General features: G+C 66.0%; 20 protein-coding genes. 7 read left to right on the top strand and 13 right to left on the bottom strand.

What is annotated here, in order from left to right; all coding sequences use genetic code 11:
• The first annotated feature begins 95 nt into the window (after window positions 1-95).
• The 6 genes from accB (at window position 96) to WKW82_RS08755 (ending at window position 5,515) form a co-directional block, all read left to right on the top strand.
• Entirely contained in the window at window positions 96-560 is a 465-nt protein-coding gene (gene accB, locus WKW82_RS08780) for an acetyl-CoA carboxylase biotin carboxyl carrier protein (protein ID WP_340341885.1), read from the top strand.
• Between the two features lie 2 nt (window positions 561-562).
• Complete coding sequence (locus WKW82_RS08775) at window positions 563-688, top strand: hypothetical protein (RefSeq protein WP_340341884.1); 126 nt, start codon at window positions 563-565, stop codon at window positions 686-688.
• A complete protein-coding gene (gene accC / locus WKW82_RS08770; RefSeq protein WP_340341883.1) occupies window positions 681-2,030 on the top strand; it encodes an acetyl-CoA carboxylase biotin carboxylase subunit in 1,350 nt (449 codons plus the stop codon). The genes WKW82_RS08775 and accC overlap by 8 nt, the downstream gene beginning before the upstream one ends.
• 12 nt (window positions 2,031-2,042) lie before the next feature.
• Window positions 2,043-2,924: a 50S ribosomal protein L11 methyltransferase gene (gene prmA, locus WKW82_RS08765; protein WP_340341882.1), complete on the top strand. Its 882-nt coding sequence runs from the start codon at window positions 2,043-2,045 to the stop codon at window positions 2,922-2,924.
• Between the two features lie 96 nt (window positions 2,925-3,020).
• Window positions 3,021-4,397: a zinc-ribbon and DUF3426 domain-containing protein gene (locus WKW82_RS08760; RefSeq protein ID WP_422823447.1), complete on the top strand. Its 1,377-nt coding sequence runs from the start codon at window positions 3,021-3,023 to the stop codon at window positions 4,395-4,397.
• A gap of 215 nt (window positions 4,398-4,612) precedes the next feature.
• The gene (locus WKW82_RS08755; protein WP_340341880.1) at window positions 4,613-5,515 is read left to right on the top strand and encodes a carbohydrate kinase family protein; all 903 of its coding nucleotides are present in this window, start codon (window positions 4,613-4,615) and stop codon (window positions 5,513-5,515) included.
• Window positions 5,516-5,823: 308 nt separating this feature from the next.
• Here the strand turns inward: WKW82_RS08755 and WKW82_RS08750 are convergent, their stop codons facing one another.
• The 8 genes from WKW82_RS08750 to WKW82_RS08715 all read right to left on the bottom strand — a co-directional run bounded on the left by WKW82_RS08750 (window position 5,824) and on the right by WKW82_RS08715 (window position 16,014).
• A complete protein-coding gene (locus tag WKW82_RS08750; RefSeq protein ID WP_340341879.1) occupies window positions 5,824-6,231 on the bottom strand; it encodes a histone H1-like DNA-binding protein in 408 nt (135 codons plus the stop codon).
• A gap of 192 nt (window positions 6,232-6,423) precedes the next feature.
• Entirely contained in the window at window positions 6,424-7,671 is a 1,248-nt protein-coding gene (locus WKW82_RS08745) for a ribonucleotide-diphosphate reductase subunit beta (protein ID WP_340341878.1), read from the bottom strand.
• A gap of 141 nt (window positions 7,672-7,812) precedes the next feature.
• Complete coding sequence (locus tag WKW82_RS08740) at window positions 7,813-10,758, bottom strand: ribonucleoside-diphosphate reductase subunit alpha (protein WP_340341877.1); 2,946 nt, start codon at window positions 10,756-10,758, stop codon at window positions 7,813-7,815.
• Between the two features lie 381 nt (window positions 10,759-11,139).
• Complete coding sequence (ampD, locus tag WKW82_RS08735; protein ID WP_340341876.1) at window positions 11,140-11,733, bottom strand: 1,6-anhydro-N-acetylmuramyl-L-alanine amidase AmpD; 594 nt, start codon at window positions 11,731-11,733, stop codon at window positions 11,140-11,142.
• Window positions 11,730-13,268, bottom strand: a complete 1,539-nt coding sequence (locus WKW82_RS08730; protein ID WP_340341875.1) for a sigma-54-dependent transcriptional regulator — start codon at window positions 13,266-13,268, stop codon at window positions 11,730-11,732. Before WKW82_RS08730 ends, ampD begins: the two co-directional genes overlap by 4 nt.
• Before the next feature lie 12 nt (window positions 13,269-13,280).
• Window positions 13,281-14,975 carry a two-component system sensor histidine kinase NtrB gene (locus WKW82_RS08725; RefSeq protein WP_340341874.1) on the bottom strand — a complete coding sequence of 565 codons (1,695 nt, stop codon included), beginning with the start codon at window positions 14,973-14,975 and terminating at the stop codon, window positions 13,281-13,283.
• On the bottom strand, window positions 14,972-15,220 hold the full coding sequence (locus WKW82_RS08720) for a PP0621 family protein (protein WP_340341873.1): 249 nt from the start codon (window positions 15,218-15,220) through the stop codon (window positions 14,972-14,974). Before WKW82_RS08720 ends, WKW82_RS08725 begins: the two co-directional genes overlap by 4 nt.
• A complete protein-coding gene (locus WKW82_RS08715; protein ID WP_340341872.1) occupies window positions 15,217-16,014 on the bottom strand; it encodes a cytochrome C assembly family protein in 798 nt (265 codons plus the stop codon). Before WKW82_RS08715 ends, WKW82_RS08720 begins: the two co-directional genes overlap by 4 nt.
• A gap of 202 nt (window positions 16,015-16,216) precedes the next feature.
• Between WKW82_RS08715 and ffh the strand changes: the two genes are divergently transcribed.
• A complete protein-coding gene (ffh, locus tag WKW82_RS08710) occupies window positions 16,217-17,605 on the top strand; it encodes a signal recognition particle protein (protein ID WP_340341871.1) in 1,389 nt (462 codons plus the stop codon).
• Window positions 17,606-17,792: 187 nt separating this feature from the next.
• Here the strand turns inward: ffh and mdoH are convergent, their stop codons facing one another.
• From mdoH to miaB, 5 genes are all read right to left on the bottom strand, one after another.
• Window positions 17,793-19,805, bottom strand: a complete 2,013-nt coding sequence (gene mdoH / locus WKW82_RS08705) for a glucans biosynthesis glucosyltransferase MdoH (RefSeq protein ID WP_340341870.1) — start codon at window positions 19,803-19,805, stop codon at window positions 17,793-17,795.
• A 393-nt stretch (window positions 19,806-20,198) separates the two neighbouring features.
• Window positions 20,199-21,608 carry a sigma 54-interacting transcriptional regulator gene (locus WKW82_RS08700; protein ID WP_340341869.1) on the bottom strand — a complete coding sequence of 470 codons (1,410 nt, stop codon included), beginning with the start codon at window positions 21,606-21,608 and terminating at the stop codon, window positions 20,199-20,201.
• Window positions 21,605-22,219 carry a hypothetical protein gene (locus tag WKW82_RS08695; protein ID WP_340341868.1) on the bottom strand — a complete coding sequence of 205 codons (615 nt, stop codon included), beginning with the start codon at window positions 22,217-22,219 and terminating at the stop codon, window positions 21,605-21,607. The genes WKW82_RS08700 and WKW82_RS08695 overlap by 4 nt, the downstream gene beginning before the upstream one ends.
• A 220-nt stretch (window positions 22,220-22,439) precedes the next feature.
• Window positions 22,440-23,867 (bottom strand): sensor histidine kinase, encoded by a 1,428-nt coding sequence (locus tag WKW82_RS08690; RefSeq protein ID WP_340341867.1) that lies wholly within the window; start codon window positions 23,865-23,867, stop codon window positions 22,440-22,442.
• A complete protein-coding gene (gene miaB / locus WKW82_RS08685) occupies window positions 23,867-25,237 on the bottom strand; it encodes a tRNA (N6-isopentenyl adenosine(37)-C2)-methylthiotransferase MiaB (protein ID WP_340341866.1) in 1,371 nt (456 codons plus the stop codon). Before miaB ends, WKW82_RS08690 begins: the two co-directional genes overlap by 1 nt.
• Window positions 25,238-25,305: the final 68 nt, after the last annotated feature.

The raw sequence follows: 25,305 nt of genomic DNA, 5'->3' as shown, positions 1-25,305 counted from the left end.
GCCTAGAACGCGGCATTTGGCACTAAAAAGCTAATAATCGCCGATTTTCAGGCGAGTTGATACCTATGACCAGCACAGCTGGCGCTTGGAGGCCCATGGATCTTCGCAAACTAAAGACACTGATCGATCTCGTGTCTGAATCCAATATTTCCGAACTTGAGATCACCGAAGCCGAAGGCAAGGTTCGTATCGTCAAGGCTGGCACGTCGGCGCCGATGCAATACGTGCAGGCGCTTGCGGCTCCCCAGCAGGCCGCTTCCGCGCCGCCGCCCACCCAAGCTGTGGAAACGTCCGCACCGGCCGCCGTACCGACCTCGGCGCCGACGGGTCACACGGTCAAGTCTCCGATGGTGGGCACCTTCTACCGTTCGTCGAGCCCCGGCGCCCCGGCGTTCGTCGAGGTTGGCAGCCAGGTCAAGGAAGGCGAAACGATCTGCATCATCGAGGCCATGAAGATCCTCAACGAGATCGAGGCCGACAAGTCCGGCACGATCACGCAGATCCTCGGCGAGAACGGCCAGGCCGTCGAGTACGGCCAACCGCTGTTCATCATCGAGTAATCATGTTCAAGAAGATCCTGGTCGCCAATCGCGGCGTTCGCGCCTCGGCGCGGACGGCCGAAGGCCGGCAAATTGCCGTTGCACGCGCAGCGTGCGGGCGATGCAGCCGCGAGGTCAGCCATGTTTAAGAAGATCCTGGTCGCCAATCGCGGCGAAATCGCCCTGCGGATTCAGCGCGCCTGCAGCGAGATGGGCATCAAGGCCGTGATGGTCTATTCGGAAGCCGACCGCGAAGCCAAGTACGTCAAGCTGGCCCAGGAAGCGGTTTGCATCGGTCCGGCGCCGTCGTCGCAGAGCTACCTCAACATGCCGGCCATCATCTCGGCGGCCGAGGTGACGGATGCCGAGGCGATCCACCCGGGCTACGGCTTCCTGAGCGAGAACGCCAACTTTGCCGAGCGTGTCGAGCAGAGTGGCTTCCAGTTCATCGGACCCACGCCCGAGAACATCCGCACGATGGGCGACAAGGTCTCGGCCAAGCAGGCCATGATCAAGGCCGGCGTGCCTTGCGTGCCCGGCTCCGAGGGTGAACTTTCGGACGACGCCGCCACCAACAAGCGCATTGCGCGGGCGATCGGCTACCCGGTCATCATCAAGGCGGCCGGCGGTGGGGGCGGGCGCGGCATGCGCGTGGTCCATACCGAGGCGGCGCTGGTCAACGCGATCCAGATGACCAAGGCGGAGGCCGGCGCGGCGTTCAACAACGCGGCCGTCTACATGGAGAAGTTCCTCCAGAACCCGCGCCACATCGAAATCCAGGTTCTTGCCGACAAGTTCAAGAATGCGGTGTACCTTGGCGAACGCGACTGCTCGATGCAGCGCCGCCACCAGAAAGTGATCGAGGAGTCGCCCGCGCCTGGCATTCCGCGCAAGTTGATCGAGAAGATCGGCGAGCGTTGCGCCGCCGCCTGCAAGAAGATCGGCTACCGAGGCGCCGGCACCTTCGAGTTCCTTTATGAAGATGGCGAGTTCTATTTCATCGAGATGAACACGCGGGTGCAGGTCGAGCATCCGGTGACCGAATTCACCACCGGCATCGACATCGTCAAGACGCAGATCATGGTCGCGGCCGGGGAAAAGCTCCCCTTCACACAGCGCCAGATCGAAATGCGCGGTCATGCGATCGAGTGCCGCATCAACGCCGAGGACGCGTGGAAGTTCACCCCTTCGCCCGGTCGCATCACGATGTGGCATCCGCCCGGCGGTCCTGGGGTGCGCGTCGATTCGCACGTCTACACCAACTACTTCGTGCCGCCCAACTATGACTCGATGATTGGCAAGATCATCTGCTACGGCGACACACGTGAGCAGGCCATGGCACGGGTACGTACCGCCCTGAACGAGACGGTGGTCGAGGGCATCCAGACCAACATCCCGCTGCACCGCGAACTGATGGTGGACGCCAAGTTCATGGCAGGCGGAACCAACATCCACTATCTCGAAGAGTGGTTGGCAACGCACAAGCGCTGAGCGGCCCGGCCAGTGTTTGAACTTCGGTTGCTGGTTCCGGAAGACGGCGTCGAGAACGTCAGCGATGCGCTGGACGCGCTGGATGCGCTGAGCGTTTCCGTCGAGGACGCAGACGCGCAGACCGATGCGGAGCAGGCGCTGTTTGGCGAACCGGGTATGCCGCCGCCGAAAGACGGTTGGCTGCGCTCGCGCGTGATTGCGCTGTTCCTCAACGAGGCGGCGGCGCGGGAGGCTGCCGCCGTGCTGGAACTGCAGGACTTCTTCGAAGGTTGCAGCATCCTCGGCGTGGCGGACGTGCCGGAGCAAGACTGGGTGCGACTGACGCAATCGCAATTCGCGCCGGTCGAGATCACGCCCACATTCTGGATCGTGCCGACCTGGCATGAGCCGCCCGCGCAAGCGAAGCAAGTGATCCGCCTCGACCCGGGTCTGGCCTTCGGCACGGGTACGCATCCGACCACGCGCATGTGCCTGCGCTGGATCGCGGTCCACGGTCTCGCTGGCCAGCGTGTGCTGGACTATGGCTGCGGTTCCGGCATCCTCGCGATTGGCGCAGCCAAGTTCGGCGCGGCGCGCATCGACGCGGTCGACATCGACGAATCCGCCGTTGAATCGACGCGCCTCAATGCCGAGGCCAACGCCGTTCAGTTGAATGCGGGCCTTCCCGACACGGCTGAAGGACGCTACCAGACCGTGCTGGCCAATATCCTGGCGACACCGCTCAAGCTCTTGGCCCCCCTGCTGTGCAGTCATATCGCGCCCGGTGGCTCGCTGGTGCTGGCCGGTATTCTGGAGCGCCAGGCCGAGGAGTTGAAGGAAGCCTACGCGCCGTATGCGCGCTTGCAGGTCAGTGACAGCGAGGACGGCTGGATCCTGATGACCGCCACCGTCTAGTGCCTGCTCCACTGTGCAGCAGGCCAGGAGCGGTGTTGAACTGGCCTTGGCGCCTTGCCCCTGTCTGACGGGCCTGCCACCTACAATGCCCGCCCAATGAGTCTTGTCACCCGCTGTCCTTCCTGTGAAACCACCTTCAAAGTGGTTCGCGACCAGCTTCGAATATCGGATGGATGGGTGCGATGCGGTCGCTGCAGCCAGGTGTTCGATGCGACCCTCGACCTGCGCGACGCGCCGGATGCGGTCAGCTCACAGCCAGCCGCGGCCGGGGAAGTTGCGGCACCAGCGGCGATTGAAGCGCATGACGAACCGCTGGAGATCGACCTTCCGATCAAGGGGCTGGAGTTGCAGTTCGCGCGTATGGAACTGGCGCAGAAGAGTTTGGAAGCCAGGGTCGAATCAAGTCTGGAGCCAGACCGCGACTCTGGTACAGAGCCAGAGCCAGAGCCAGAGCCAGAGCCAGAGCCAGAGCAAGAGCAAGAGCAAGAGCAAGAGCAAGAGCAAGAGCCAGAGCAAGAGCAAGAGCAAGAGCAAGAGCAAGAGCAAGAGCAAGTTCCGGGGCCCAAGTCCCCCGATGCTGCAGCGCTCGCGCCGCACCCGGAGTGGCCGTCACTGGACCTGATCTCCGATCCACCATGGCCCGAGCCGATCTCCGCGCTGCCGACCGCTGATCCGCCGACTGCCGCGCCGCCGATCGAGCCCGTGCACGCATTGGCGCAGCACTCGCTCACCCGTTCCATCGAGGCCTTGGACGACTTCTCGGCCTTCGTCGGTCAATCCAGCAATGCGCAGCTGCAAAAGGCCTTGCGACAGGCTCGGATCGACGCCGTGCGCAATGCCCGCGCGCGTCGGGCAGCCGCAACGGCAACCCCCTTGGAAGAGGTGCCGCTTTCCTCGCCCATGGTGACCTCCGCCAGCATCATCGAAGCGCCTTGCGATCCGGCAGCGGCCCTGCCGCCGTTCGCGCGAACGCCCGCGGCGGCCCGAAGCGAGCGCGGGTCGGGTCGCTTTGTCAGCGTCGCGCTGATCCTCCTTGTCGCCGCGCTCCCGCTGCAATGGGCGCGCCACGAACGCGATGCGCTGGTCGCGCGCGAGCCTTCGCTGCGGCCTGCGCTTGAAGTGCTGTGCAAGCTCATGGCCTGCCAGATATCGCCGCTCCGACAGATCAGCGCGATCACCATCGACGGTGCCTCATTTGCCCAAGACAAGACCGGCGACGGCTATCGCCTCGACTTCACCCTCCGCAACAGCGCGACGATGCCGCTGGCCATGCCGGCGGTCGAACTGTCATTGCTCGACACGCAGGAGCGCACCACGTTGCGGCGCGTGCTGATGCCGGCCGACTTCGGCGCGCCCGCGGTGCTCGGCGCCAAGGCGGAGCACGCCGCATCATTGCCGCTTGCGCTCACCCGCCCCGACGCTGCCGGGCTGTCGCCGGTTGCCGGCTACCGGGTGCTGGCCTTCTATCCTTGAGAGGCTGAGCGTCTTTCCATCATGCCTGCTCATCGCGCCAAAAGGCCTCTGCTCGTCATTGCAAATGCTCGCCATGGCCCGAACCATGGCTGTGCCTTGCGCCTGAAGCGGATACCCTTTGGCGCACTGCACGGGCACCCTCGAAAAGCCCCAGCTTCTGATCTGAGCGCATCGCGCTTGTCGTTCCAACCCTTCCAACACCTTGGGGCTCCTACATGGCAGCAGTGATTTGCGGTTCCCTCGCGTTCGACACGATCATGAATTTCGAGGGACGGTTCGCCGACCAGATCCTCCCCGATCAGTTGCACATCCTGAACGTGTCCTTTCTCGTGCCCGGCCTGCGGCGCGACTTCGGCGGCTGCGCCGGCAACATCGCGTACAGCCTCAATGCGCTCGGCGGCAAGGCACTGCCGATGGCGACGGTGGGAAGCGATGGCGCCGCCTATGTCGCGCGGCTCGATGAATTGGGCGTCGGCACCGAGTTCATCCGCGCCGTTGACGATGCCTACACGGCGCAGGCGATGATCATGACCGACCGCGACAACAACCAGATCACGGCCTTCCATCCAGGCGCCATGCAGCAGGCGCACATCACGCACATCGCGGCACGCCCGGACCTGAAGATCGGCATCATCTCGCCCGATGGGCGCGACGGGATGCTGCAGCATGCCGAGCAGTTCAAGGTCGCCGGCATTCCCTTCGTCTTCGATCCGGGGCAAGGCTTGCCGATGTTCAATGGCGACGAACTGTCGCACTTCATCGAACAAGCCGACTGGGTCACGGTGAATGACTACGAAGGCAAGATGCTGAGCGAGCGCACTGGGTGGAGCAGTGCGGACATTTCGCGCCGCGTGCAAGGTCTGGTCGTCACGCTGGGCGCCGATGGATGCGAGGTCTGGATCGATGGGGTCATGTCGCATGTCCCGGCGGTCAAGCCGGCGGTCGTGGTGGATCCCACGGGCTGCGGCGATGCATGGCGTGGCGCGCTCCTGTTCGGCCTGGAGCAGGGTTGGCCGCTGGCCAAGTGCGCGGTGCTGGGCAACCAGATCGGCGCGCTCAAGGTTGCGCAGCGCGGCCCGCAGAACTACACGGTGGACCGCCAGCAGCTCGGCCTCTGACCGGCGGCGTCCCTCCCTGCCGGGAGCGGCACAGCATCGCCAGCAGTGCGGGGCCATGGGTGCTGCAGTGCGAGGGCCCTCCCGGTTTTTTCATGCACGACTATCTCATGCGACATTGCCTTCAAGCGCGCAGCGGCGTTGGATGGGCTTGTCATGCGACAGCACTGCCGCACTGCCGAACTGCCGAACTACCTATGGCGCTCCGCGTCGTACCGCGCTTGATTGCAAAGTCGTCTCAAGCACGAGAGAAATAGAAAAGCCCGACACCTCGCGATGCCGGGCTTCGCCGATCAGGGCCTCTGAATGACTCAGGGCTTGCTGGCCGTCGGGAACGGCCAGGCAGCTTGAGGATTCAGCGTCGTCTGTGCCGAAGGGGCAGGGGCGACGGCGGCCTTGGCGGGTGCTTTCGCAGCCTTCTTGGCGGCAGGCTTCTTCGCGGCTTTCTTGGCCGCAGCCTTCTTTGCAGGTGCCTTCTTGGCAGCGGCCTTCTTCGCCGGCGCCTTCTTCGCGGCGGCCTTCTTCGCAGGTGCCTTCTTGGCAGCGGCCTTCTTCGCCGGGGCCGCCTTCTTCGCGACGACCTTCTTTGCCGGTGCCTTCTTCGCGACGACCTTCTTGGCCGCGACCTTCTTTGCCGGTGCCTTCTTGGCCGCGACCTTCTTCGCCGGAGCCTTCTTCGCAGCGGCCTTCTTGGCCGGCGCTTTCTTTGCAGTTGCCATTTCTTTCTCCTTGATCAAGTTGAAAAATCAACCTCTTGAAGCACTCCGCGTCCGCTTGTGAACGTGAAGCGATTCATGGTGTTGGATATCAAGCTCCAGCACCATGAACACCGTCGCCTGTCAGTCGCCGCACTCTCTGGTGCGATGTGCGCCGATGGCAATTCTTGAATGCATTGTTGTTCTGTGAACGTCTCAATCCCAGGAAAGAGCACCACCCGACTGGTATTCGATCACGCGGGTTTCAAAGAAATTTCGCTCTTTCTTCAGGTCGATCATTTCGCTCATCCACGGGAACGGATTCTCTTCGTTCGGGAAGAGTGTCTCAAGGCCAATTTGCTGTGCACGCCGATTGGCGATGTAGCGCAGGTAGCCCTTGAACATGGATGCGTTCATGCCGAGCACGCCGCGGGGCATGGTGTCTTCGGCGTAGCGGTATTCGAGTTCGACGGCCTTGAGGAACAGGGCCTTGATCTCGGCCTTGAACTCTGCGGTCCAGAGGCCGGGGTTCTCGAGCTTCAACTGGTTGATCAGGTCGATGCCGAAGTTGCAGTGCATCGACTCGTCGCGCAGGATGTACTGGTACTGCTCGGCAGCACCGGTCATCTTGTTCTGGCGACCGAGCGCGAGGATCTGCGTGAAGCCGACGTAGAAGAACAGGCCTTCCATGAGGCAGGCGAAGACGATCAGCGACTTGAGCAGCGTCTGGTCGGTCTCGTGCGTGCCGGTGTGGAAGTGCGGGTCGCTGATGGCCTCGATGAAGGGGATCAGGAACTGGTCCTTCTCGCGGATCGACGGTACTTCGTTGTACGCGTTGAAGATCTCGCTTTCGTCCAGGCCCAACGACTCGACGATGTACTGGTAGGCGTGCGTGTGGATCGCTTCTTCAAAGGCCTGGCGCAGCAGGAACTGGCGGCACTCGGGTGCTGTGATGTGACGATAGGTGCCCAGCACGATGTTGTTGGCGGCCAGCGAGTCGGCGGTCACGAAGAAGCCGAGGTTGCGCTTGACGATGCGGCGCTCGTCTTCGGTGAGGCCGTTCGGGTCCTTCCACAACGCGATGTCGCGCGTCATGTTCACCTCTTGCGGCATCCAGTGGTTGGCACAGGTGGCGAGGTACTTTTCCCAGGCCCACTTGTACTTGAAGGGCACCAGCTGGTTGACGTCGGTCTGGCCGTTGATGATGCGCTTGTCTGCGGCACGAACGCGGCGGGCGGCGGGCACCGGGGTGGCAACAGTTGCTGCTGTCATGCGTGCCGGAATGCTTGCGCCGTCATCAAGCTTGCGTGATGCCGTCGCGGTGTGGACAGCGGCTTGGGGAATTTGCGGAGTCGGGACTTCCATCGAGCGGCCGGTTGGTGCGCCGTGATTCGTGGAGTGCTGCAAACCTTGTTGCATGTCCTTCGATGAGGAGGGCTTGACTTCTTCGTCCCAGGTCAACATAGAAAAATCCAGTGCTCAAATTATGTGAGCAACGATGTGATATGCAAAGTGCTCGTTCGCATCGCGCTTCAATTATCTTGTTCTTATGTTGCTCGCGAGCATCGACTTTTGTGAGTCGATGCCGCGCGTTTCACACAACGATTACTGACACGCTTCGCATGTCGGGTCATCGACACCGCAGAACGCGATGTCGGTGGCAGGGATCGCATTCATCTGCGCTTGCGCTGCGAGTGCCGCGGCTTCGAGTGCGCTCATCTTCGGCGTGGCATCGCCACCCGATGACACGGCGTTCAGGCGGCCCGATTGCACCGTCGATTTCTCGGCATGCGTGGCGCTCTGCGTGCGCAGGTAGTACGTGGTCTTGAGACCGCGCAGCCATGCGAGCTTGTACGTGTCGTCGAGCTTCTTGCCCGAGGCGCCGGCCATGTAGATGTTGAGCGACTGCGCCTGGTCGATCCACTTCTGGCGACGCGATGCAGCCTCGACCAACCACGTGGTCTCGACCTCGAAGGCGGTCGCATAGAGCGCCTTGATGTCTTGCGGCACGCGGTCGATCGGACGCAGCGAACCGTCGAAGTGCTTGAGGTCCATCACCATCACGTCGTCCCACAGGCCCAGGCGCTTGAGGTCTTGCACCAGGTAGTGGTTGATGACGGTGAATTCACCGGACAGGTTCGACTTGACCGACAGGTTGCCGAAGCAGGGTTCGATCGAGGCATCGACGCCGATGATGTTGGAGATGGTCGCGGTCGGTGCGATGGCCACGCAGTTGGAGTTGCGCATGCCGTCGGCCTTGATCTTCTGGCGCAGTGCGTCCCAGTCGAGCGTGGCCGAGCGGTCCACTTCGACATAGCCGCCACGTGCCTTCTCGAGCAGGTCGAGCGTGTCGATCGGCAGGATGCCCTTGTCCCACAGCGAGCCCTTGTAGCTCGAGTACTTGCCGCGTTCCTTGGCCAGTTCGGTCGAGGCCCAGTAGGCGTGGTAGCAGATGGCTTCCATCGACTCGTCGGCGAACTGCACGGCTTCTTGCGATGCATAGGGAATGCGAAGTTCGTACAGCGCGTCCTGGAATCCCATCAGGCCCAGGCCCACCGGACGGTGGCGCATGTTGGAGTCGCGCGCCTTCTTCACGGCGTAGTAGTTGATGTCGATCACGTTGTCGAGCATGCGCATCGCGGTCGAGATCGTGCGCTTGAGCTTGGCCTGGTCAAGGACCGAGCCGCCGGTCGAGCCGGCGGGTGCCGCCTTCAAGTGCTGCAGCAGGTTGACCGAGCCGAGGTTGCACACGGCGGTTTCGGTGTCGCTGGTGTTGAGCGTGATCTCGGTGCAGAGATTGGACGAATGCACGACGCCGGCGTGTTGCTGCGGCGAGCGCACGTTGCAGGCGTCCTTGAACGTGATCCAGGGATGGCCGGTCTCGAACAGCATCGTCAGCATCTTGCGCCACAGGTCGGTGGCCGGGATGGTGCGCGAGGGCTTGATGTCGCCGCGCGCGGCCTTCTCTTCGTAGGCGACGTAGGCCTTTTCGAATTCAGCCCCGAACAGGTCGTGCAGGTCGGGCACGTTGGAGGGCGAGAACAGCGTCCAGTTGCCCTTTTCCATCACGCGGCGCATGAACAGGTCGGGGATCCAGTTGGCCGTGTTCATGTCGTGCGTGCGGCGGCGGTCGTCGCCGGTGTTCTTGCGCAGTTCCAGGAACTCCTCGATGTCGAGGTGCCAGGTTTCGAGGTACGTGCAGACGGCGCCCTTGCGCTTGCCGCCCTGGTTCACCGCGACGGCGGTGTCGTTGACGACCTTGAGGAAAGGCACGACGCCTTGCGATTCGCCGTTGGTGCCCTTGATGTGGCTGCCGAGTGCGCGAACGCGGGTCCAGTCGTTGCCCAGGCCGCCGGCGAACTTCGACAGCAACGCGTTTTCCTTGATCGACTCGTAGATGCCGTCAAGGTCGTCGGGCACGGTCGTGAGGTAGCAGCTCGACAGTTGCGAGCGCAGCGTGCCACTGTTGAACAGCGTGGGCGTGCTCGACATGAAGTCGAAGGAGGACATCACTTCGTAGAACTCGATGGCGCGAGCTTCGCGGTCGATCTCGTTGAGCGCCAGGCCCATGGCCACGCGCATGAAGAAGGCTTGCGGCAGTTCGATGCGCGCCTTGCGCACGTGCAGGAAGTAGCGGTCGTACAGCGTCTGCAGGCCGAGGTAGTCGAACTTCAGGTCGCGTTCGGCCTTGAGTGCGCCGCCGAGCTTGACCAGGTCGTACTGCAGCAGCTTCTCGTCGAGCAGTTCGTTCTCGACGCCCTTCTTGATGAAGTGCGGGAAGTAGTCGGCGTAGGCGGTGGCGCGTTCGGCCGGCGCCACTTCGCGGCCCAGGATCTCGCGGAAGATCGTGTGCAGCAGCAGGCGGGCGGTGGCGAAGGTGTAGTCGGGGTCCTTCTCGATCAGCGTGCGGGCCGCCAGGATGGAAGCCTTGTAGACCTCGTCGAGCGGCACGCCGTCGTAGAGGTTACGCATCGTCTCGGCCTGGATCGGCGCGGCCGTGATGGTGGCGCCCAAGCCCTCGCAGGCCGATTCGATCAGGCCCTTGAGTTCGTTGATGTCGAGCGCGACGCGTTCGCCGCGGTCCAGCACATGCAGGGTGGGCACGACGGCTGCTGCTGCCGGCTCGTTCTGGCTGGCGCGCTCGCGCGTGCGGCGCTCGCGGTAGAGCACGTAAGCGCGGGCGACTTCATGGTGGCCGCCGCGCATCAGGCCGAGCTCGACCTGGTCCTGCACGTCTTCGATGTGGAAGGTGCCGCCGCCCGGACGTGAACGCACCATCGCGCGCACCACGGCCTGGGTCAATCCTTCGACCGTCTCGCGCACGCTGGCGGAAGCCGCGCCCTGGGTTCCATGCACGGCCAGGAAGGCTTTCATCATCGCGATGGCGATCTTGTTGGGCTCGAACGAGACCACCGCGCCGTTGCGGCGGATGATCTGGTAATGCGCGAGCGCATCCGCCGACAGCGGGCCGGCGACATCGCGCTTGCTGGCGCCGGCTTGGGTGAAGGACGAGGGGCGGGGCGTGGCGGGGGTGTTCAGTGCTGTCTGCATTCGGTTCCTCGGTTGGCGACTGTTGTTGTGGCGAGCGGCGCCTGGGGGCATGCGAGCCGGGCGTGCGCCGCAAGATTGTTAGAAGTTTGTAGCGGCGTTGATCCGGCCGAGGGGGCACTATATCTAGTGTCCCGGGGGCCTACAAGCCACTAGATGTAGTGCTTTTTGTGAATCTCAAGCGCCGCGTTGCACGGGTTTTTCGGCATCCTGCACCGGAGCGCCCGTGGTTGCTGGGCTACTTTCTCACGGTCCAGTATTGGTGCGGGTTGCGGGGCGATTTGGGCCTGCAGCCCGCATGGTTCCTGGACGCGGGCGGTGATTTTTGCTGCGCGATGGCCCTCGAACGCGGTCCATCGCCGCCGTCATCGCGATTGAGAAAATTCAGCGGACCATGGTGCTTTCAGGAAACATCGTGTGGGGCCAGGCCAATGCGCCTTGCAAGGCGCGCCAGTCGAAGCCGCTGCCCGGGTCCTGCTTGCGGCCCGGCGCGATGTGCTCATGGCCCGCGATGAAGGCCACCGGGTAGTGCTGTGCAAGGACCGGGCACAGGCTGGACAGGGTCTCGTACTGCGCTTCTTCGAAGGGCTGGCCTTCCAGGCCTTCGAGCTCGATGCCGATCGAGTCGTCGTTGCAGTTGTCGCGACCGCGCCAACTGGAGGCGCCGGCATGCCATGCGCGGTCGTCACAGCTCACGAACTGCCACAACTCGCCGTCGCGGCGCACGTAGAAGTGGCTGGAGACTGCCAGGCCGCGGATTCGGCCGAAGTACGGATCGGCGTCCCAGTCGAGCTGGTTGGTGAAGAGTTCCTGCACGTGATTGCCGCCATAGACACCGGGCGGCAGGCTGATCGAATGCAGCACGATGAGGTCGACCTGCGCGCCCGCGGGCCGGGGGCCGAAGTTCGGTGACTCCAGGCGTCGGGCGAATCGGTACCAGCCCGCCTGCCAGAGGCTGGCGTCCGATGCCGCATTCATCCGGCGTCGTCCAGCGTGCCAACGCCGCCGTCGTCGCCGTGCGGGGTGCTGATGCCGAGCCGGGCGATGCGGTAGCGGATCTGGCGCAGGCTCAGGCCGAGGCGCGCGGCTGCGGCGGTGCGGTTGAAGCCGCTTTCCTGCAGCGCACGGACCAGCACTTCACGCTCGTGCTGGTCGAGGTAGGACTGCAGGTCTGAAGGCATTGCGGGTCGTGGCGCCGGGCGTTCGCGCGCGGGTGGGGCCGCCACGGCCGTGGCGGGCAAGGGCAGGGCGGGCGCCTCGAGGGGCGCGAGACCGCTGCTCATGAAGTCCAGGTGCAGTTCGTCCCCGTCATTGAGCGCGACGGCGCGGTGCAGCAGGTTCTCGAGTTCGCGCACGTTGCCTTCGAGCGGATGGCCCGCGAGGCGCGTGATCACATCGGCGGTCAGGCGCGGCACCGGCATGCCGGCGTCCTGCGCGATACGCGACAGCAGCGCGTTGCACAGCGCAGGCAGGTCTTCGCGCCGATCGCGCAGCGGCGGCACCGCGATCTCGATCACATTCAGGCGGTAGAACAGGTCCTGCCGGAAGCGGCCGGCCTGCACTTCGGCATGCAGGTCCTTGTGGGTGGCGCTGACGATGCGCACGTCGACCGTGTCTTCCTGCGTGGACCCGATGGACCGCACGCTGCGCTCCTGGATCGCGCGCAGCAGCTTGGACTGCATGGCCAGCGGCAAGTCGCCGATCTCGTCCAGGAAGAGCGTGCCGCCGCGCGCCGCCTGGAAGTAGCCGTCGCGGTCGGCCGCGGAGCCGGTGTAGGAGCCCTTGCGCGCGCCGAAGAATTCAGCCTCGAGCAGGTTTTCGGGGATGGCGCCGCAATTCACCGCGACGAAGGGTCCGTCGCTGCGCTGGCTGCAGGCATGCACGGCGCGCGCGACCAGCTCCTTGCCGGTGCCCGACTCACCGCGCACCAGCACCGGCGCCATGCCGCGCGCGACCTTGGCGATGTGCGACTTGATGAGCCGCATCGGCTCCGATTCACCGACCAGGCGTTCGAGCGCCCGGTCGCCCAGTGTCGCGGTCGGCGGCAGGGTGCGGCTTTCGATGAGTGCGGACGGGATGGCCGCAGGGAGGGCTGCCTTGGCCACGTGGACGGCCACCTGCGGCTGGCGCTGCACGGCCGACGCCACCACCGCGCGGAACTGCTTGAGGTCGACCGGCTTGGTGAGGTAGTCGAAGGCGCCGGCCTTGAGCGCCTCGACGGCGTTCTCGGCCGAGCCGTAGGCGGTCATCACCACGCAGCGCTCGCCGCGCTGGGCCTTCTGGATGCGTTGGATGATTTCCATGCCGAGTCCGTCGGGCAGCCGCATGTCGGTGATCACCGCATCGAAGCGCCCGGCGTCGAGGTGCTCCCAGGCCTCCGACAAGCTGCCCGCCGCTTCGACGCGATAGCCCTCGCGCAGGAGGGTCAGTTCGTAGAGGGTGCGCAGGTCGGGTTCATCGTCGACGACCAGGATCTGCGCCGGCAGGACTGCGGTGGGGTGGTGGGTGCTCACGCCGCTATTGTGTCAGCCGCGTCTTTCGGCGGAGGCAAAGACGACGAAGAATTCGTTACCTTCCGGCCCGGCTGCAGAGAGCGCCCGACGCTCGTAGCCGATGGTGGCGCCGTGCCGCTCGCAGAGTTCGCGGCAGATGAACAGGCCCAGCCCGCTGGAGCGGCTTTCGGACGAGAAGAAGGGTTCGAACAGGTGCCGCTGCACCGCCGGCTCCAGCGGCATGCCGTCGCTCCACACCTGCAGGGTGGCGCGGCCGCGGGCGCCGGTCGCGGTCGTCACCTGGATCGAGCCGTCGCGATCGCCCGCATAGCGCGCCGCGTTGTCGAGCAGGTTGACCAGGATCCGGCGCAGGTGCTCGACTTCGAAGCGCACGTCGCGCCCGACGGCATCCAATGCCAGCAGCACGCCTTGGCGCCGGGTCTGGCGCACCCATTCCTCGGCCAGCGTGCGCACCGTGGTGTCCAGCGCGACCAGGTCGCCGAGCGGCAGCGAGCGTTGCTGCCGCGCGCGCGAGACGTCGAGCACGTCATCGACGATGCGTGCCAGGCGCTGCGCGTTCTGCTGCACCATGGCCGTGAGCTGGCGGTGCGAAGGATCGACCAGGTCCTCGCCGAGCAGGGCGCTCGCCTGGGTGATGGCGGCCAGCGGATTGCGGATCTCATGCGCCACCGCTGCCGACATGCGGCCCATGGCGGCCAGCTTCTCGGTGCGGATGCGCGCTTCCAGTTCGCGCAGATCCTGCAGGAACATGACGCACAGGCTGTCGATGCGCCGGTCGGTGGCCGGCGTCAGGCGGGTACGGACCCGCACTTCGCGCGGCGCGCCACCGACCTGCGCGATCGGCATCTCCTGGGATTGCGGCTGGCGCTGCGAGAAGGTTTCGTCGGCCAGCCCTGCCAGCGGTTGCCATGCCGGATGCGCAGCGAGTTCGAAAGGCAGCGCCATCGATGCCAGGCCCCGGCCCAATATCGCGTCGGCCGCCGGATTGGCCGAATGCACGCGGCCATCGGCATCAATCACCAGCACGCCCTCGCTCAGGGTTTCGATGACCAGTTCGTTCACCTGCGCATGCAACTGTGCGGTGCTGCGGCTGCGCAGGGCCTGCGCTTCCTCGCGCGCCAGCCGCAACGCCAATTGGTGCGCCAGCAGCGCCACCACGAACAGGCCGGTGCCTGTGAGTGCCGCCTGCAGGAAACGTGTCGACGGGTCGCCCGCATGATCGAGCCATTGCCAGCCCGCGTCGCCCAGCAGCAGCAGCGTGACCGCGGCCGTGGTGCCGAGGCCGACCGATGCAGTGCCCAGTACCGCTCCCATCAGCACCGGCAAGGCGAACAGGGGGGTGTAGTTGATGCTGCCCGGCAACTGCACCATCTGCAGCGCGGTAAAGGTGGCCAGGTCGATGCCGATCGAGGCCAGCCAGGCGCCACGGAAGCCGCGGATGGGTGGATGGAAGCGCACGTAGCGCGCAGCGCCGAGCACCGCGAGCAGGTAGAGGATGGAGACGATCAGTGCGGCCGGCGGGATGGCAGGACTGATGCCGACGCTCACGCCCTGCAGCATCACCAGCACGAGGGCCACGAAACTGCGCGCGGTCATGAAGCCGCGCCAGAGGCGCTGCAGCGCCGGGCTGTCGATGTGCGGCGCGGTGTCGAGGCTGCCCCATTCGCCGCCGGGCTCGCCGCGCGACCAGGGCGGCGGCGGGGTCATTCGGCCGCGGCCTGGCGGTGGGCGATGCTGCAATAGACGCCACCACCGGGCCCGGCGATGGCATCGCTGGCCGGCAGGTGCAGGCCGCAATGGGCGCAGCGCACCATCTCCTGCGGTTCACCCACGCGCCGAGGCGCGGCGGCCGGTTTGGCGGCGCGCGCGGCCTCTTCCATTTCCTCGGGGCGATTGCGACGCCAGAGCCAGATCGCCAGCGCCACGACGAACAGTACGATCAAGTACTTCATGCGACGCGGTCCAGCATCACTTCAAGCACGAAGCGCGAGCCCACATAGGCCAGCACCAGCAGCGCCGCGCCCGCGTAAAGCACGCGCCGCGCCGTGCGTCCGCGCCAGCCGACGCGTGCGCGCCCTGCCAGCAGCACCGCGAAGCAGAGCCAGGCCAGCACCGACAGCACGGTCTTGTGGTCCCACTTCCATGCGCGGCCATAAAGTGTCTCGCTGAAGAAGAAGCCGGCCAGCAGCGTGGCCGACAGCAGCGCGAAGCCGGCGGTGACGAAGCGGAAGGTCAGCCGCTCCAGCGTGAGCAGCGGCACGCCGGCCTCGGGGTCGTTGGCGCGGCGGATCTGTTTCTCGGCGCGCGTGATGAGCCAGGCATGCACCACCGCCGCCCCGAAGAGGCCGTAGGACGCAATGCCCAGCGCCAGGTGCAGCGGAAGCCACGGCGATGCGGACACATCGAGCGGCTTGCCCGGGAAGAAGGTGGCCACCAGCACCGTTGCGGCTGCCAGCACGGCCAGTGCGCGGCGCACGGTGAGTTGGGGGTACATGCGGCTCTCGATGCCATAGACCGTGAGCACCAGCCATGCCGTCACGGAGAGCGCCGGTCCCCAGTCGAAGCGGGGCTGCGCACCGGCCAGGCCTTGCACCAGCGCAATTGCGTGCAGCACCCACGCAAGGATGAGCAGCCATTGTGTGGCCGAGCGGCCGAGCCGGGAGGCCGCGACCGCGGTCACGCCATAGGCCGACGCAGCGACGATGCCCAGTGCCACGCCGAGCGGGGAGGGGCTCGCTAAAATCATCAGCCGAGTTTAATGCGCTGGAGATTGTTACCAGCCGCGGCATCGCCCTCGACGTGGCGGTCACTGTCCCTCGCCGGGTGCGGCACCGTGGGCCGGCTGGACCGGTCCAACGGCATTCCACGCAGCCAGCGGCTCGCCGATACTGCTCGGGTTTCTTTCGTCTTCCATCGGCCCGCGGCAGCGGGCAACAAGGCATCCCTTCATGGCCAACGCTCTCTCCGAAAAGTTCTCGCGCCTCGTCAAGCAGGTCAGCGGCCAGGCCCGCATCACCGAAGCCAACGTGCAGGACATGCTGCGCGAAGTGCGCATGGCGCTGCTGGAGGCCGACGTGGCCCTGCCGGTGGTGCGCGACTTCGTGGCACGCGTCAAGGAAAAGGCGCTGGGCCAGGAAGTGCTGGGCTCGCTGAAGCCCGGCCAGGCGCTGGTCGGCATCGTCAACCGCGAGCTGGCCGCGACCATGGGCGAGGGCGTCTCCGACATCAACCTCGCGGCGCAACCGCCGGCGGTGATCCTCATGGCCGGCCTGCAGGGCGCGGGCAAGACCACCACCACCGCCAAGCTGGCCAAGCACCTGATCGAGAAGCGCAAGAAGAAGGTGCTGACCGTGTCGGGCGACGTGTACCGCCCCGCGGCCATCGAGCAGCTGAAGACGGTGACGAAGCAGGCCGGCGCCGAATGGTTCCCGAGCACGCCCGACCAGAAGCCGCTCGACATCGCCCGCGCCGCCATAGACCACGCGCGCCGCCACTTCTTCGACGTGCTGCTGGTCGACACCGCCGGCCGCCTCGCGATCGACGAAGTGCTGATGACGGAAATCAAGCAACTGCATGCGGCGCTGAACCCGGTCGAGACGCTGTTCGTGGTCGACGCGATGCAGGGCCAGGACGCGGTCAACACCGCGAAGGCCTTCAAGGACGCACTGCCGCTGACCGGCATCATCCTGACCAAGACCGACGGCGATTCGCGCGGCGGTGCGGCGCTGTCGGTGCGGCAGGTGACCGGCGTGCCGATCAAGTTCGCCGGCACCAGCGAGAAGATCGACGGGCTGGAAGTGTTCGACGCCGAGCGCCATGCGGGCCGCATCCTCGGCATGGGGGACATCGTCGCGCTGGTCGAGCAGGTCACGGCCGGCGTCGACGTCGCGGTGGCGCAGAAGCTGGCCAACAAGGTCAAGAGCGGCGGCGGTTTCGACCTGGACGACTTCCTCGGCCAGTTGCAGCAGATGAAGCAGATGGGCGGCCTGTCCAGCATCATGGACAAGCTGCCCTCGCAGATGGCCGCCAAGGCGACCGAAGCCGACCTCACCCGTGCCGAGCGCGACATCCGCCGCAAGGAAGGCATCATCAACAGCATGACCCCGCTGGAGCGCCGCAAGCCTGAACTGCTGAAGGCCACGCGCAAGCGCCGCATCGCGGCTGGCGCCGGCGTGCAGGTCCAGGAGGTGAACCGGCTGCTCAACGAGTTCGAGCAGATGCAGGGGATGATGAAGAAGATGAAGGGCGGCGGCCTCATGAAGATGATGAAGCGCATGGGCGGCATGAAGGGCATGCCGGGCATGGGCGGGGGTGGCGGGCCGAAGCTGCCGTTCTAGCTAGGTCCGCCGCAATGCGCCTTCGGCGCTGCGGGCGGGGCCACCAAGGGTGCGCAGGCAGGCTTTGTCGCATTGAGGTCTGCACGTGGTAGACCGTGGGCGCCGCTGGACTGCGCCTGCGTGCGCGCACCATGAAAAAAGCCGGCCCAGGGCCGGCTTCTTGCGCTGTTGTCGTGCCTTCAGCGCATCAGGCGCCTGTCAGTGCAGGGCGTGCGAGGCGCACCGCATGCTTCCACGCGCGGCGCAGAACGGCAGGGGAGCGCGACTCTTCCGGGATCAGCAGGAAGCCACGTTCACGCAGGCTCGTTCCCAGGCCGATCTGGCTGGTCAACACCGTCAGCGGAATCGCCAGCAGCAGCGGCAGGCCGACGGGCATCAGCCACACCAGCGCGCTCGGATCGATCAGCGCAATGCCCAGGGCCAGCGCGCCAACGACCAGGCTCATCGGCGCCAGCGTCGAGGCTGCATCGCGCCACGGCACCGCAGCGGCTTCACGCGGAGGCGACTTCCAGTCCAGCTTGAGGCCGGTGAGGGCGACCACCACGAACAGCGAGTGGGCGATCATGCGGACCGGGGCCTGCACGATGGCGAGTGTGCTTTCGAGCGTGGCGCTCTTGACCAGGCCCCACAGGCCACCGTACTGGTGCTGCTCGCCGCGCATCATCACGGCTGCGATGCCGAGGACGCGGGGCAGGAACAGCAGGCACAGCGTCCAGACCCAGAGGCCGGCGAGTTCCGCGGGCAGCACGTCCCACTGGCCCAGCAGGCTGGTGCCGCTCAGCCAGAGCGCGGTGCCCAGGGTCAGGAAGGCCAGCCACAGCGGGGCCGAGACATAGGCCATGGTGCCGGTCACGAACATCGCGCGGTGCACCGGGTGGATGCCGGGCTCGGCCATCAGGCGGGCGTTTTGCAGGTTGCCCTGGCACCAGCGGCGGTCACGCGTCAGTTCGGCCAGCAGGTCCGGCGGTTGCTGCTCGTAGCTGCCGACCAGGTCGGACACCAGCCACACGTGGTAGCCGGCGCGGCGCATCAGCGCGGCTTCGACGAAGTCGTGCGACATGATGCCGCCCGACATGCCGCCGGTGCCCTTGATCGGGGCCAGCGCGCAATGGTCCATGAAGGGCTTGACGCGGATGATCGCGTTGTGACCCCAGTAGTGGGATTCGCCGAGTTGCCAGAACTGCATGCCGAGCGTGAACAGGCGGCCCGTCACGCGGGAGGCGAACTGCTGGGCGCGGGCGTGCAGCGTGATGTGGCCGATGGCTTGCGTCGCGGTCTGGATGATGCCGGCCGTGGGGTTGGCTTCCATCAGCTTGACCATCGAGCTCAGGCAGTCGCCGCTCATCACCGAGTCGGCGTCGAGCACGACCATGTAGCGGTAGTCCTTACCCCAGCGGCGGCAGAAGTCGGCGACGTTGCCGGCCTTGCGGTGCGTGCGGCGGGTGCGCAGGCGGTAGTAGACCTCGACCTGCGGCTGGCTCGGGTTGTTGGCCAGCGCGGCGCGCAGGTCTTCCCAGGCGGCGCGTTCGGCGGCGGCGGTTTCGGGGTTGTAGGTGTCGGACAGCACGAACACGTCGAAGTGCTTCGCGTTGCCGGTGGAGGCGACCGATTCGCAGGTGGCGCGCAGCCCGGCGAACACCGTGGCCACGTCCTCGTTGCAGATCGGCATGATGATCGCGGTGCGGGCTTCCGGGTTCATCGGATGGCCTGCGACCTGCTTGACCGACAGCGCATGCTTGTCGCCGCGCACGGAAACGTAGAAGCCCATGAGCGCGGTCACGAAGCCGGTGACGACCCAGCCTGACAGCAGCGCGTAGAGGCCGATCTGGCCGTATTCGAGCCAGACGTTGTCGTAGTCGGGCTGGATGTTGGCGAACAGCGTCGCGGCGATCACGGTGCTGAGCAGGGTCAGCGCCATGAAGGCGAGGCGGCGTTGTTCGGCGGCGCGTTGCCACGCTTCCTTCTTCTGCGCCGCGACGGGCGCCGAACGGCGCGCGCCACCGGCGCCGAGGCGCACAAGCATGGCGGTACCGATGCTGTTCCAGAAGCCGCGCCACGGCCGGGGCGCCATGGAACCGCGGTTCACCGGCGGGGCCGTGACCGAGTTCGGATGGCGCTCTTCGCGCAGCGGGCTGCGCGCCGGGGCGCTTTCAACCAGCGCCTGAAGTGTGCTCAGCTGTGAATAGTTGCTTGGCTTCATGTGTCGGCCTACCAGTGTTGCTTGGCCGAGCCAGGCGTGTCGCCAATTGCCGGAAAGCGCTTGAATACGCAATCAGGCGCCGCGCCGCTGGACGTGTCGTGGGCCGCGTGCGGATGGCCCGCGGCACGGGGGCGCAAGATCGAAACGCGTTTTTGACGGAGGCCGTCGCGCTGCGAACGCAGTGCGAAAGTGGGGCTGAGATGTGCAGTCATGCCAGTACAGGGGCAATACCTGTGCCAGCAGTGAAATCCCTTTGCACATCAACGACTTGCGTCGCTTTACATGGGGTTTACCCGAGATTTCGGGGCCGGAGGGGGTGAAAACCGTCGTTTTTGTCGCTGCACGGCGACAAGCCCGGCCACCCAATCTTGTAAAACCAATGAAATCAATGACTTAGGAGCGTCGCTCCTCGGCGACAGGCTCGCCGGAGCCGCCGCCGGCATCGGACTTGAAGAGGCCGGGCGTCAGCTCGTGCTTCTGCAGCAGACGGTAGAACTCGGTGCGGTTGCGGTCGGCCATGCGGGCCGCGTCAGCCACGTTGCCGTCGGTCAGTTTCAGCAGGCCCACCAGGTAGTCGCGCTCGAAGCGCTGCTTGGCTTCGGCATAGGTCTGGACCTCGACCGAGGGCACACGCAGCGCCCGCTGCACCAGCGACAGCGGGATCAGCGGCGAGGTCGACAGGGCGCACACCTGTTCCACCACGTTGAAGAGCTGGCGCACGTTGCCGGGCCACGCGGACGTCGTCAGGGCCTTGAGCGCTTCGGGCGCGAAACCGGACAGTCGCTTGCCGTATTTGGCCGACAGGCGGTTGAGGAAGTGGTTGGCGAGCAGGGGGATGTCTTCGCGCCGCGCGCTCAGCGGCGGCAGCGTGAGTGTCACGACATTGAGACGGTAATAGAGGTCTTCACGGAACTGGCCGGCCTCCATCGCGGCGTCCAGGTCGCGGTGGGTGGCGGAGATGATGCGCACGTCGACCGTGATCGACTGGCTGCCGCCGAGCGGCCGCACCGCGCGCTCCTGCAGCACGCGCAGCAGCTTGACTTGCAGGGCGGGCGGCATGTCGCCGATCTCGTCGAGCAGCAGGGTGCCGCCGTCGGCCTGCTGGAACAGACCCTTGTGATTGGACACGGCGTCGGTGAAGGCGCCCTTCATGTGGCCGAACAATTCGGACTCGAGCAGCGCCTCCGGAATGGCGCCGCAGTTGACGGCGACGAAGGGCTTTTCGGCGCGCGCGCTGGCGCGGTGAATGGCGCGGGCCAGCACTTCCTTGCCGGCGCCGCTGTCGCCGCGCAGCAGCACGCTGGCGTCGGACTTGGCGATCATGCGGGCCTCGGCCAGCACTTCGGCCATGCGGTTGCTGCGGCTGACGATCTCGGCACGCCAGCTTTCGTCGCTGCCCTTGCTGGGCAGGTGGACCGGGGCGCCGAGGGCCAGCGCCTGGCCGATCTTCTCGAGCAACTCGCGGGCTTCGTAGGGCTTGGTCAGGTAGGTGAAGACACCGCGGGCGGTGGCCTCGACCGCGTCGGGAATGGTGCCGTGGGCGGTCAGCAGGATCACGGGCAGCGAAGGATGGCGCTTGCGGATCTCGTCGAACAGCGCGAGGCCGTCCTTGCCGGGCAGGCGGACGTCGCTCAGCACCAGTTGCGGATGTTCGATCTCCAACTGCGTGAGCGCCGATTCGGCCGAGGTCACGGCCGTGACCTGGTAGCCGGCGGAGTTCAGCCGCATCGACAGCAGGCGCAGCATGTCGGGGTCGTCGTCGACGACAAGCAGGCGTGCACCGGGTGTCGTTGTATCGCTCATGGCGTGGGTCGGGTGGCTGGCGCGGCGGGCGGTTGGGTCGCGCTGGTGTTGGGGCGTCCGAAGCTGCGTTCAATGGCGCGCAGCGCTTCCATGCGGTCGGTCAACTGGTCGATGCGGCGCTGGCTTTCTTTCACCTGCTGCACCTGGCGGTCGCGGTCTTCTTCGACGCGGCGCTGTTCGTTGTAGCGCTGGACCAGTGCCCGGGCCAGGGGTTGCAGCGGTTGCGCCTCCACCGAAGGATTGCCGATGACGCGTTGCATCAGCGCGACGGCCCGCGCCAGGTCCGGCGGATTGCGTGTCTGCGCCAGTGCAATCGCCAGCTGCATCTGGCCCTGCGGGGAATCGGCGGGGTCGCCCAGGCGTGCGATCTCATTGCCCAGTTCGTTGCCGCCGAGGGGTCGGATGCGGTCGGCGTAGGCCAGTACCACGGCGCTGGGCGCAGGCGCGTCGGCGGGCGGCGGTGAGAGGCGCGCGGCCGGCGCCGCCGGGTCGACTTCGACCGGCGTCACGCGCGGCATCGGCGGCGGTGACGGCGGGGCAGGGACGGCAGGCTTCAGCACCGGCGGCAAGGTACAGCCGGCCAGCAGCAGAGGCAAGGCAAGCGCGGTCACCCGCGAGGTTCTGCGAACGAATTGGAACAACATGAACTGGGAAAGAGGGAAATCCGGGTCAGAAGGTGTGAATGAATCCGGCGTGTCCGAGCGGGCCGTCAAAACGCGTCCGATCAAGGCGCAAAGCACAGCCATGGCTTGAGCCATGGCGAGCATTTGCAACGCAGAGCGGGCGTGTTTTGGCGGGATGAGCGGACATGGCGGGTTCGTTCGCACCTTCTCATGCGGCGCGGGGTAGCTCGATGCGAAAACGTGCGCCGGGACCGTCGGGCAGCAGAGTGATATTGCCACCATGTGCAGCAATGTACTCCTGCACGATCGAAAGACCGATGCCCGTGCCTTTGACCGCATGCTGCGGCTGGCGTTCGCCACGGAAGAATGGCTCGAAGACGCGGTCGCGGTCGGCCGGCGCAATGCCCGGGCCGGCGTCGCTGATGTCGATGCGGGCCACGCCGGGCTCGTCCGACACCGCGATGGTGATGGTGCCGCCGCGCGTCGAGAAGCGGATCGCGTTCGACAGCAGGTTGGCAATGGCGGTGCCCAGCTTGACCGGGTCGACCGTGGCGGTGACAGGGTCGCCTTGCGCGCGGACCTTGAGGCCCTGGGCTTGCCACTGCAGGCGCTGCGCGTCGATCTGCTCCTCGATCAGCGGCAGCAGCGCGGTGCGCTCGCGCCGCAGTTCACGCGCCTCGAAGGCGGCCGCATTGAAGCGCAGCAGCGCCTCGATCTGGCTCTGCAAGGAAAGCGTGTTCTGCTGCAGGATCTGCGCGACCTCGCGCTGGGCCGGGTTGAGCGCACCGGTCACGCCGTCTTCCAGCAAGGAAACGCCTTCGCGCAGTGCGGCGAGCGGTGTCTTGAGTTCATGCGAGACATGTCGCAAGAAGCGCGCCTTGTCGGCGTCCAGTTCGGTCAGGCGCAGGCGCAGCCATTCAAGCTGCTGCGACACGCGCCGCACGTCGGCCGGGCCGCGGATATTGATCGGTTCGTCCAGCCGGTTTTGCCCCAGCCCGACGATGGCGCGTTCAATGCGCTTGAACGGCCGCGCCAGCCACACGCCGAAGGCCAGCGCCAGCGACACCGCCAGCGCACTGGCTGCCAGCACCTGGCGCATGAGCCGGTCGCCGGCGTTCTCGATGCGTTCGGCCAGCGCCTTGTTCTGCGTCTCGATCAGGTTCTGCGCCTGCTGCGCGATGGCGGTGTTGAATCCGTCCAGCTCGCGGAACTGCAGGGCCACGCTGTTCTCGCGCGCGAGCGAGGTGTCGCTGGGGCCGTCCATGAGGCCTTCGATCGCCGCGAGTTGAGCGCGCCAGCCGACCACCGCTTCGGCCGAGAGCCCGTTGTCGACCAGCTTGCCGACGACGACGGTGGCATCGCGCACCGCATCGTTGAAGCGGCGGCGCAGCATCGCGTCGTTGAGCACCAGTGACTGCCGGCCGGCGCGTTCCATGGCCGCGCTGCGTTCGGCCAGCGACTGGGCGCCGCCGGACAGCGCCAGGGCGCGCGCGGCTGCGTTGCGGCTTTCGGTCATCAGGGTCTCGTACTGGAACAGCGAGCGCAAGGCCACGCCCACCAGCAAGGCGGTGATGACGAGGAACGCGAACAGCAGCAGTTGCTGGAACGAGCCGCGGGAATGTTTGGAGTTCGGCATCAGGCGGCTTGCGCCCCGGGAGCGGTGGCTTGCGTGGTCATGTCGCCGCGGATCGGCACCTCGCCGCGCAGCGTGTAGGCCAGCGACCTGGTGATGCGCACGTCGATCATCTGGCCGACAAGGCGCGGGTCGCCGGCGAAGTTGACCACGCGGTTGCATTCGGTGCGTCCCATGAGTTCGGTCGCGTCCTTGCGCGAGGCGCCTTCGACCAGCACGCGCCGGGTCTGGCCAACCAGCGCCTGGCCGAAGCGCTTGACGTTCAGGTCGATCACGGCTTGCAACTCGTGCAGGCGCTTGAGCTTGACGGCGTGCGGCGTGTCGTCATGCAGCGCAGCGGCCGGGGTGCCGGGGCGCGGACTGAAGATGAAGCTGAAGCTGGCGTCGAAGTCGCAGTCATGGATCAGCTTCATCATCTTCGCGAAATCCTCGTCGGTCTCGCCTGGGAAGCCGACGATGAAGTCGCTGCTCAACGCCAGTTCCGGGCGGATCGCGCGCAGCTTGCGCACCGTGCTCTTGTATTCCATGGCCGTGTAGCCGCGCTTCATCGCCATGAGGATGCGGTCGCTGCCGTGCTGCACCGGCAGGTGCAGGTGCGAGACGAGTTGCGGCACCTTGGCGTAGGCCTCGATCAGGCGCGGCGTGAATTCGTTCGGATGGCTGGTGGTGTAGCGGATGCGCTCGATGCCGGGGATCTCGGCGATGTATTCGATGAGCAGCGCGAAGTCGGCGATCTCGGCGGTGTCGCCCATCTTGCCGCGGTAGGCATTCACGTTCTGGCCCAGCAGCGTGATCTCGCGCACGCCCTGGTCGGCCAGGCCCGCCACTTCGACGAGCACGTCGTCGAGCGGGCGATTCACTTCCTCGCCGCGGGTGTAGGGCACCACGCAATAGCTGCAGTACTTGGAACAGCCTTCCATGATCGACACGAAGGCCGTCGCGCCGTCGACGCGCGCCGGCGGCAGGTGGTCGAACTTCTCGATCTCGGGGAAGCTGATGTCGACCTGCGGCCGGCCGAGCGATTCGCGCTGGTTCAGCAGCTCGGGCAGGCGGTGCAAGGTCTGCGGGCCGAACACGATGTCGACGTAGGGCGCGCGGGCAATGATCGCGTCGCCTTCCTGGCTGGCAACGCAGCCGCCGACGCCGATCTTCACGCCCTTGGCCTTCAGGTGCTTGACGCGGCCGAGGTCGCTGAACACCTTCTCCTGCGCCTTCTCGCGCACCGAGCAGGTGTTGAACAGGATCAGGTCGGCCTCGTCGACGTCCTGCGTGGGTTCGTAGCCCTGGGCGGCGTTGAGCACATCGGCCATCTTGTCCGAGTCGTACTCGTTCATCTGGCAGCCGAAGGTCTTGATGAATACTTTCTTGGTCATGTTGTTTCCCTGGGAGCGCTGTGCATGGCGGGCTGGGTTGCACGCCGTGGAAGAAAAGATTCACGGAG

The sequence above is a fragment of the Variovorax rhizosphaerae genome, assembly GCF_037889975.1.
GTDB lineage: Bacteria > Pseudomonadota > Gammaproteobacteria > Burkholderiales > Burkholderiaceae_C > Variovorax > Variovorax rhizosphaerae.
Note: the sequence above shows the minus strand (reverse complement) of the source record. Positions and strands in the feature narration are given on the sequence as shown.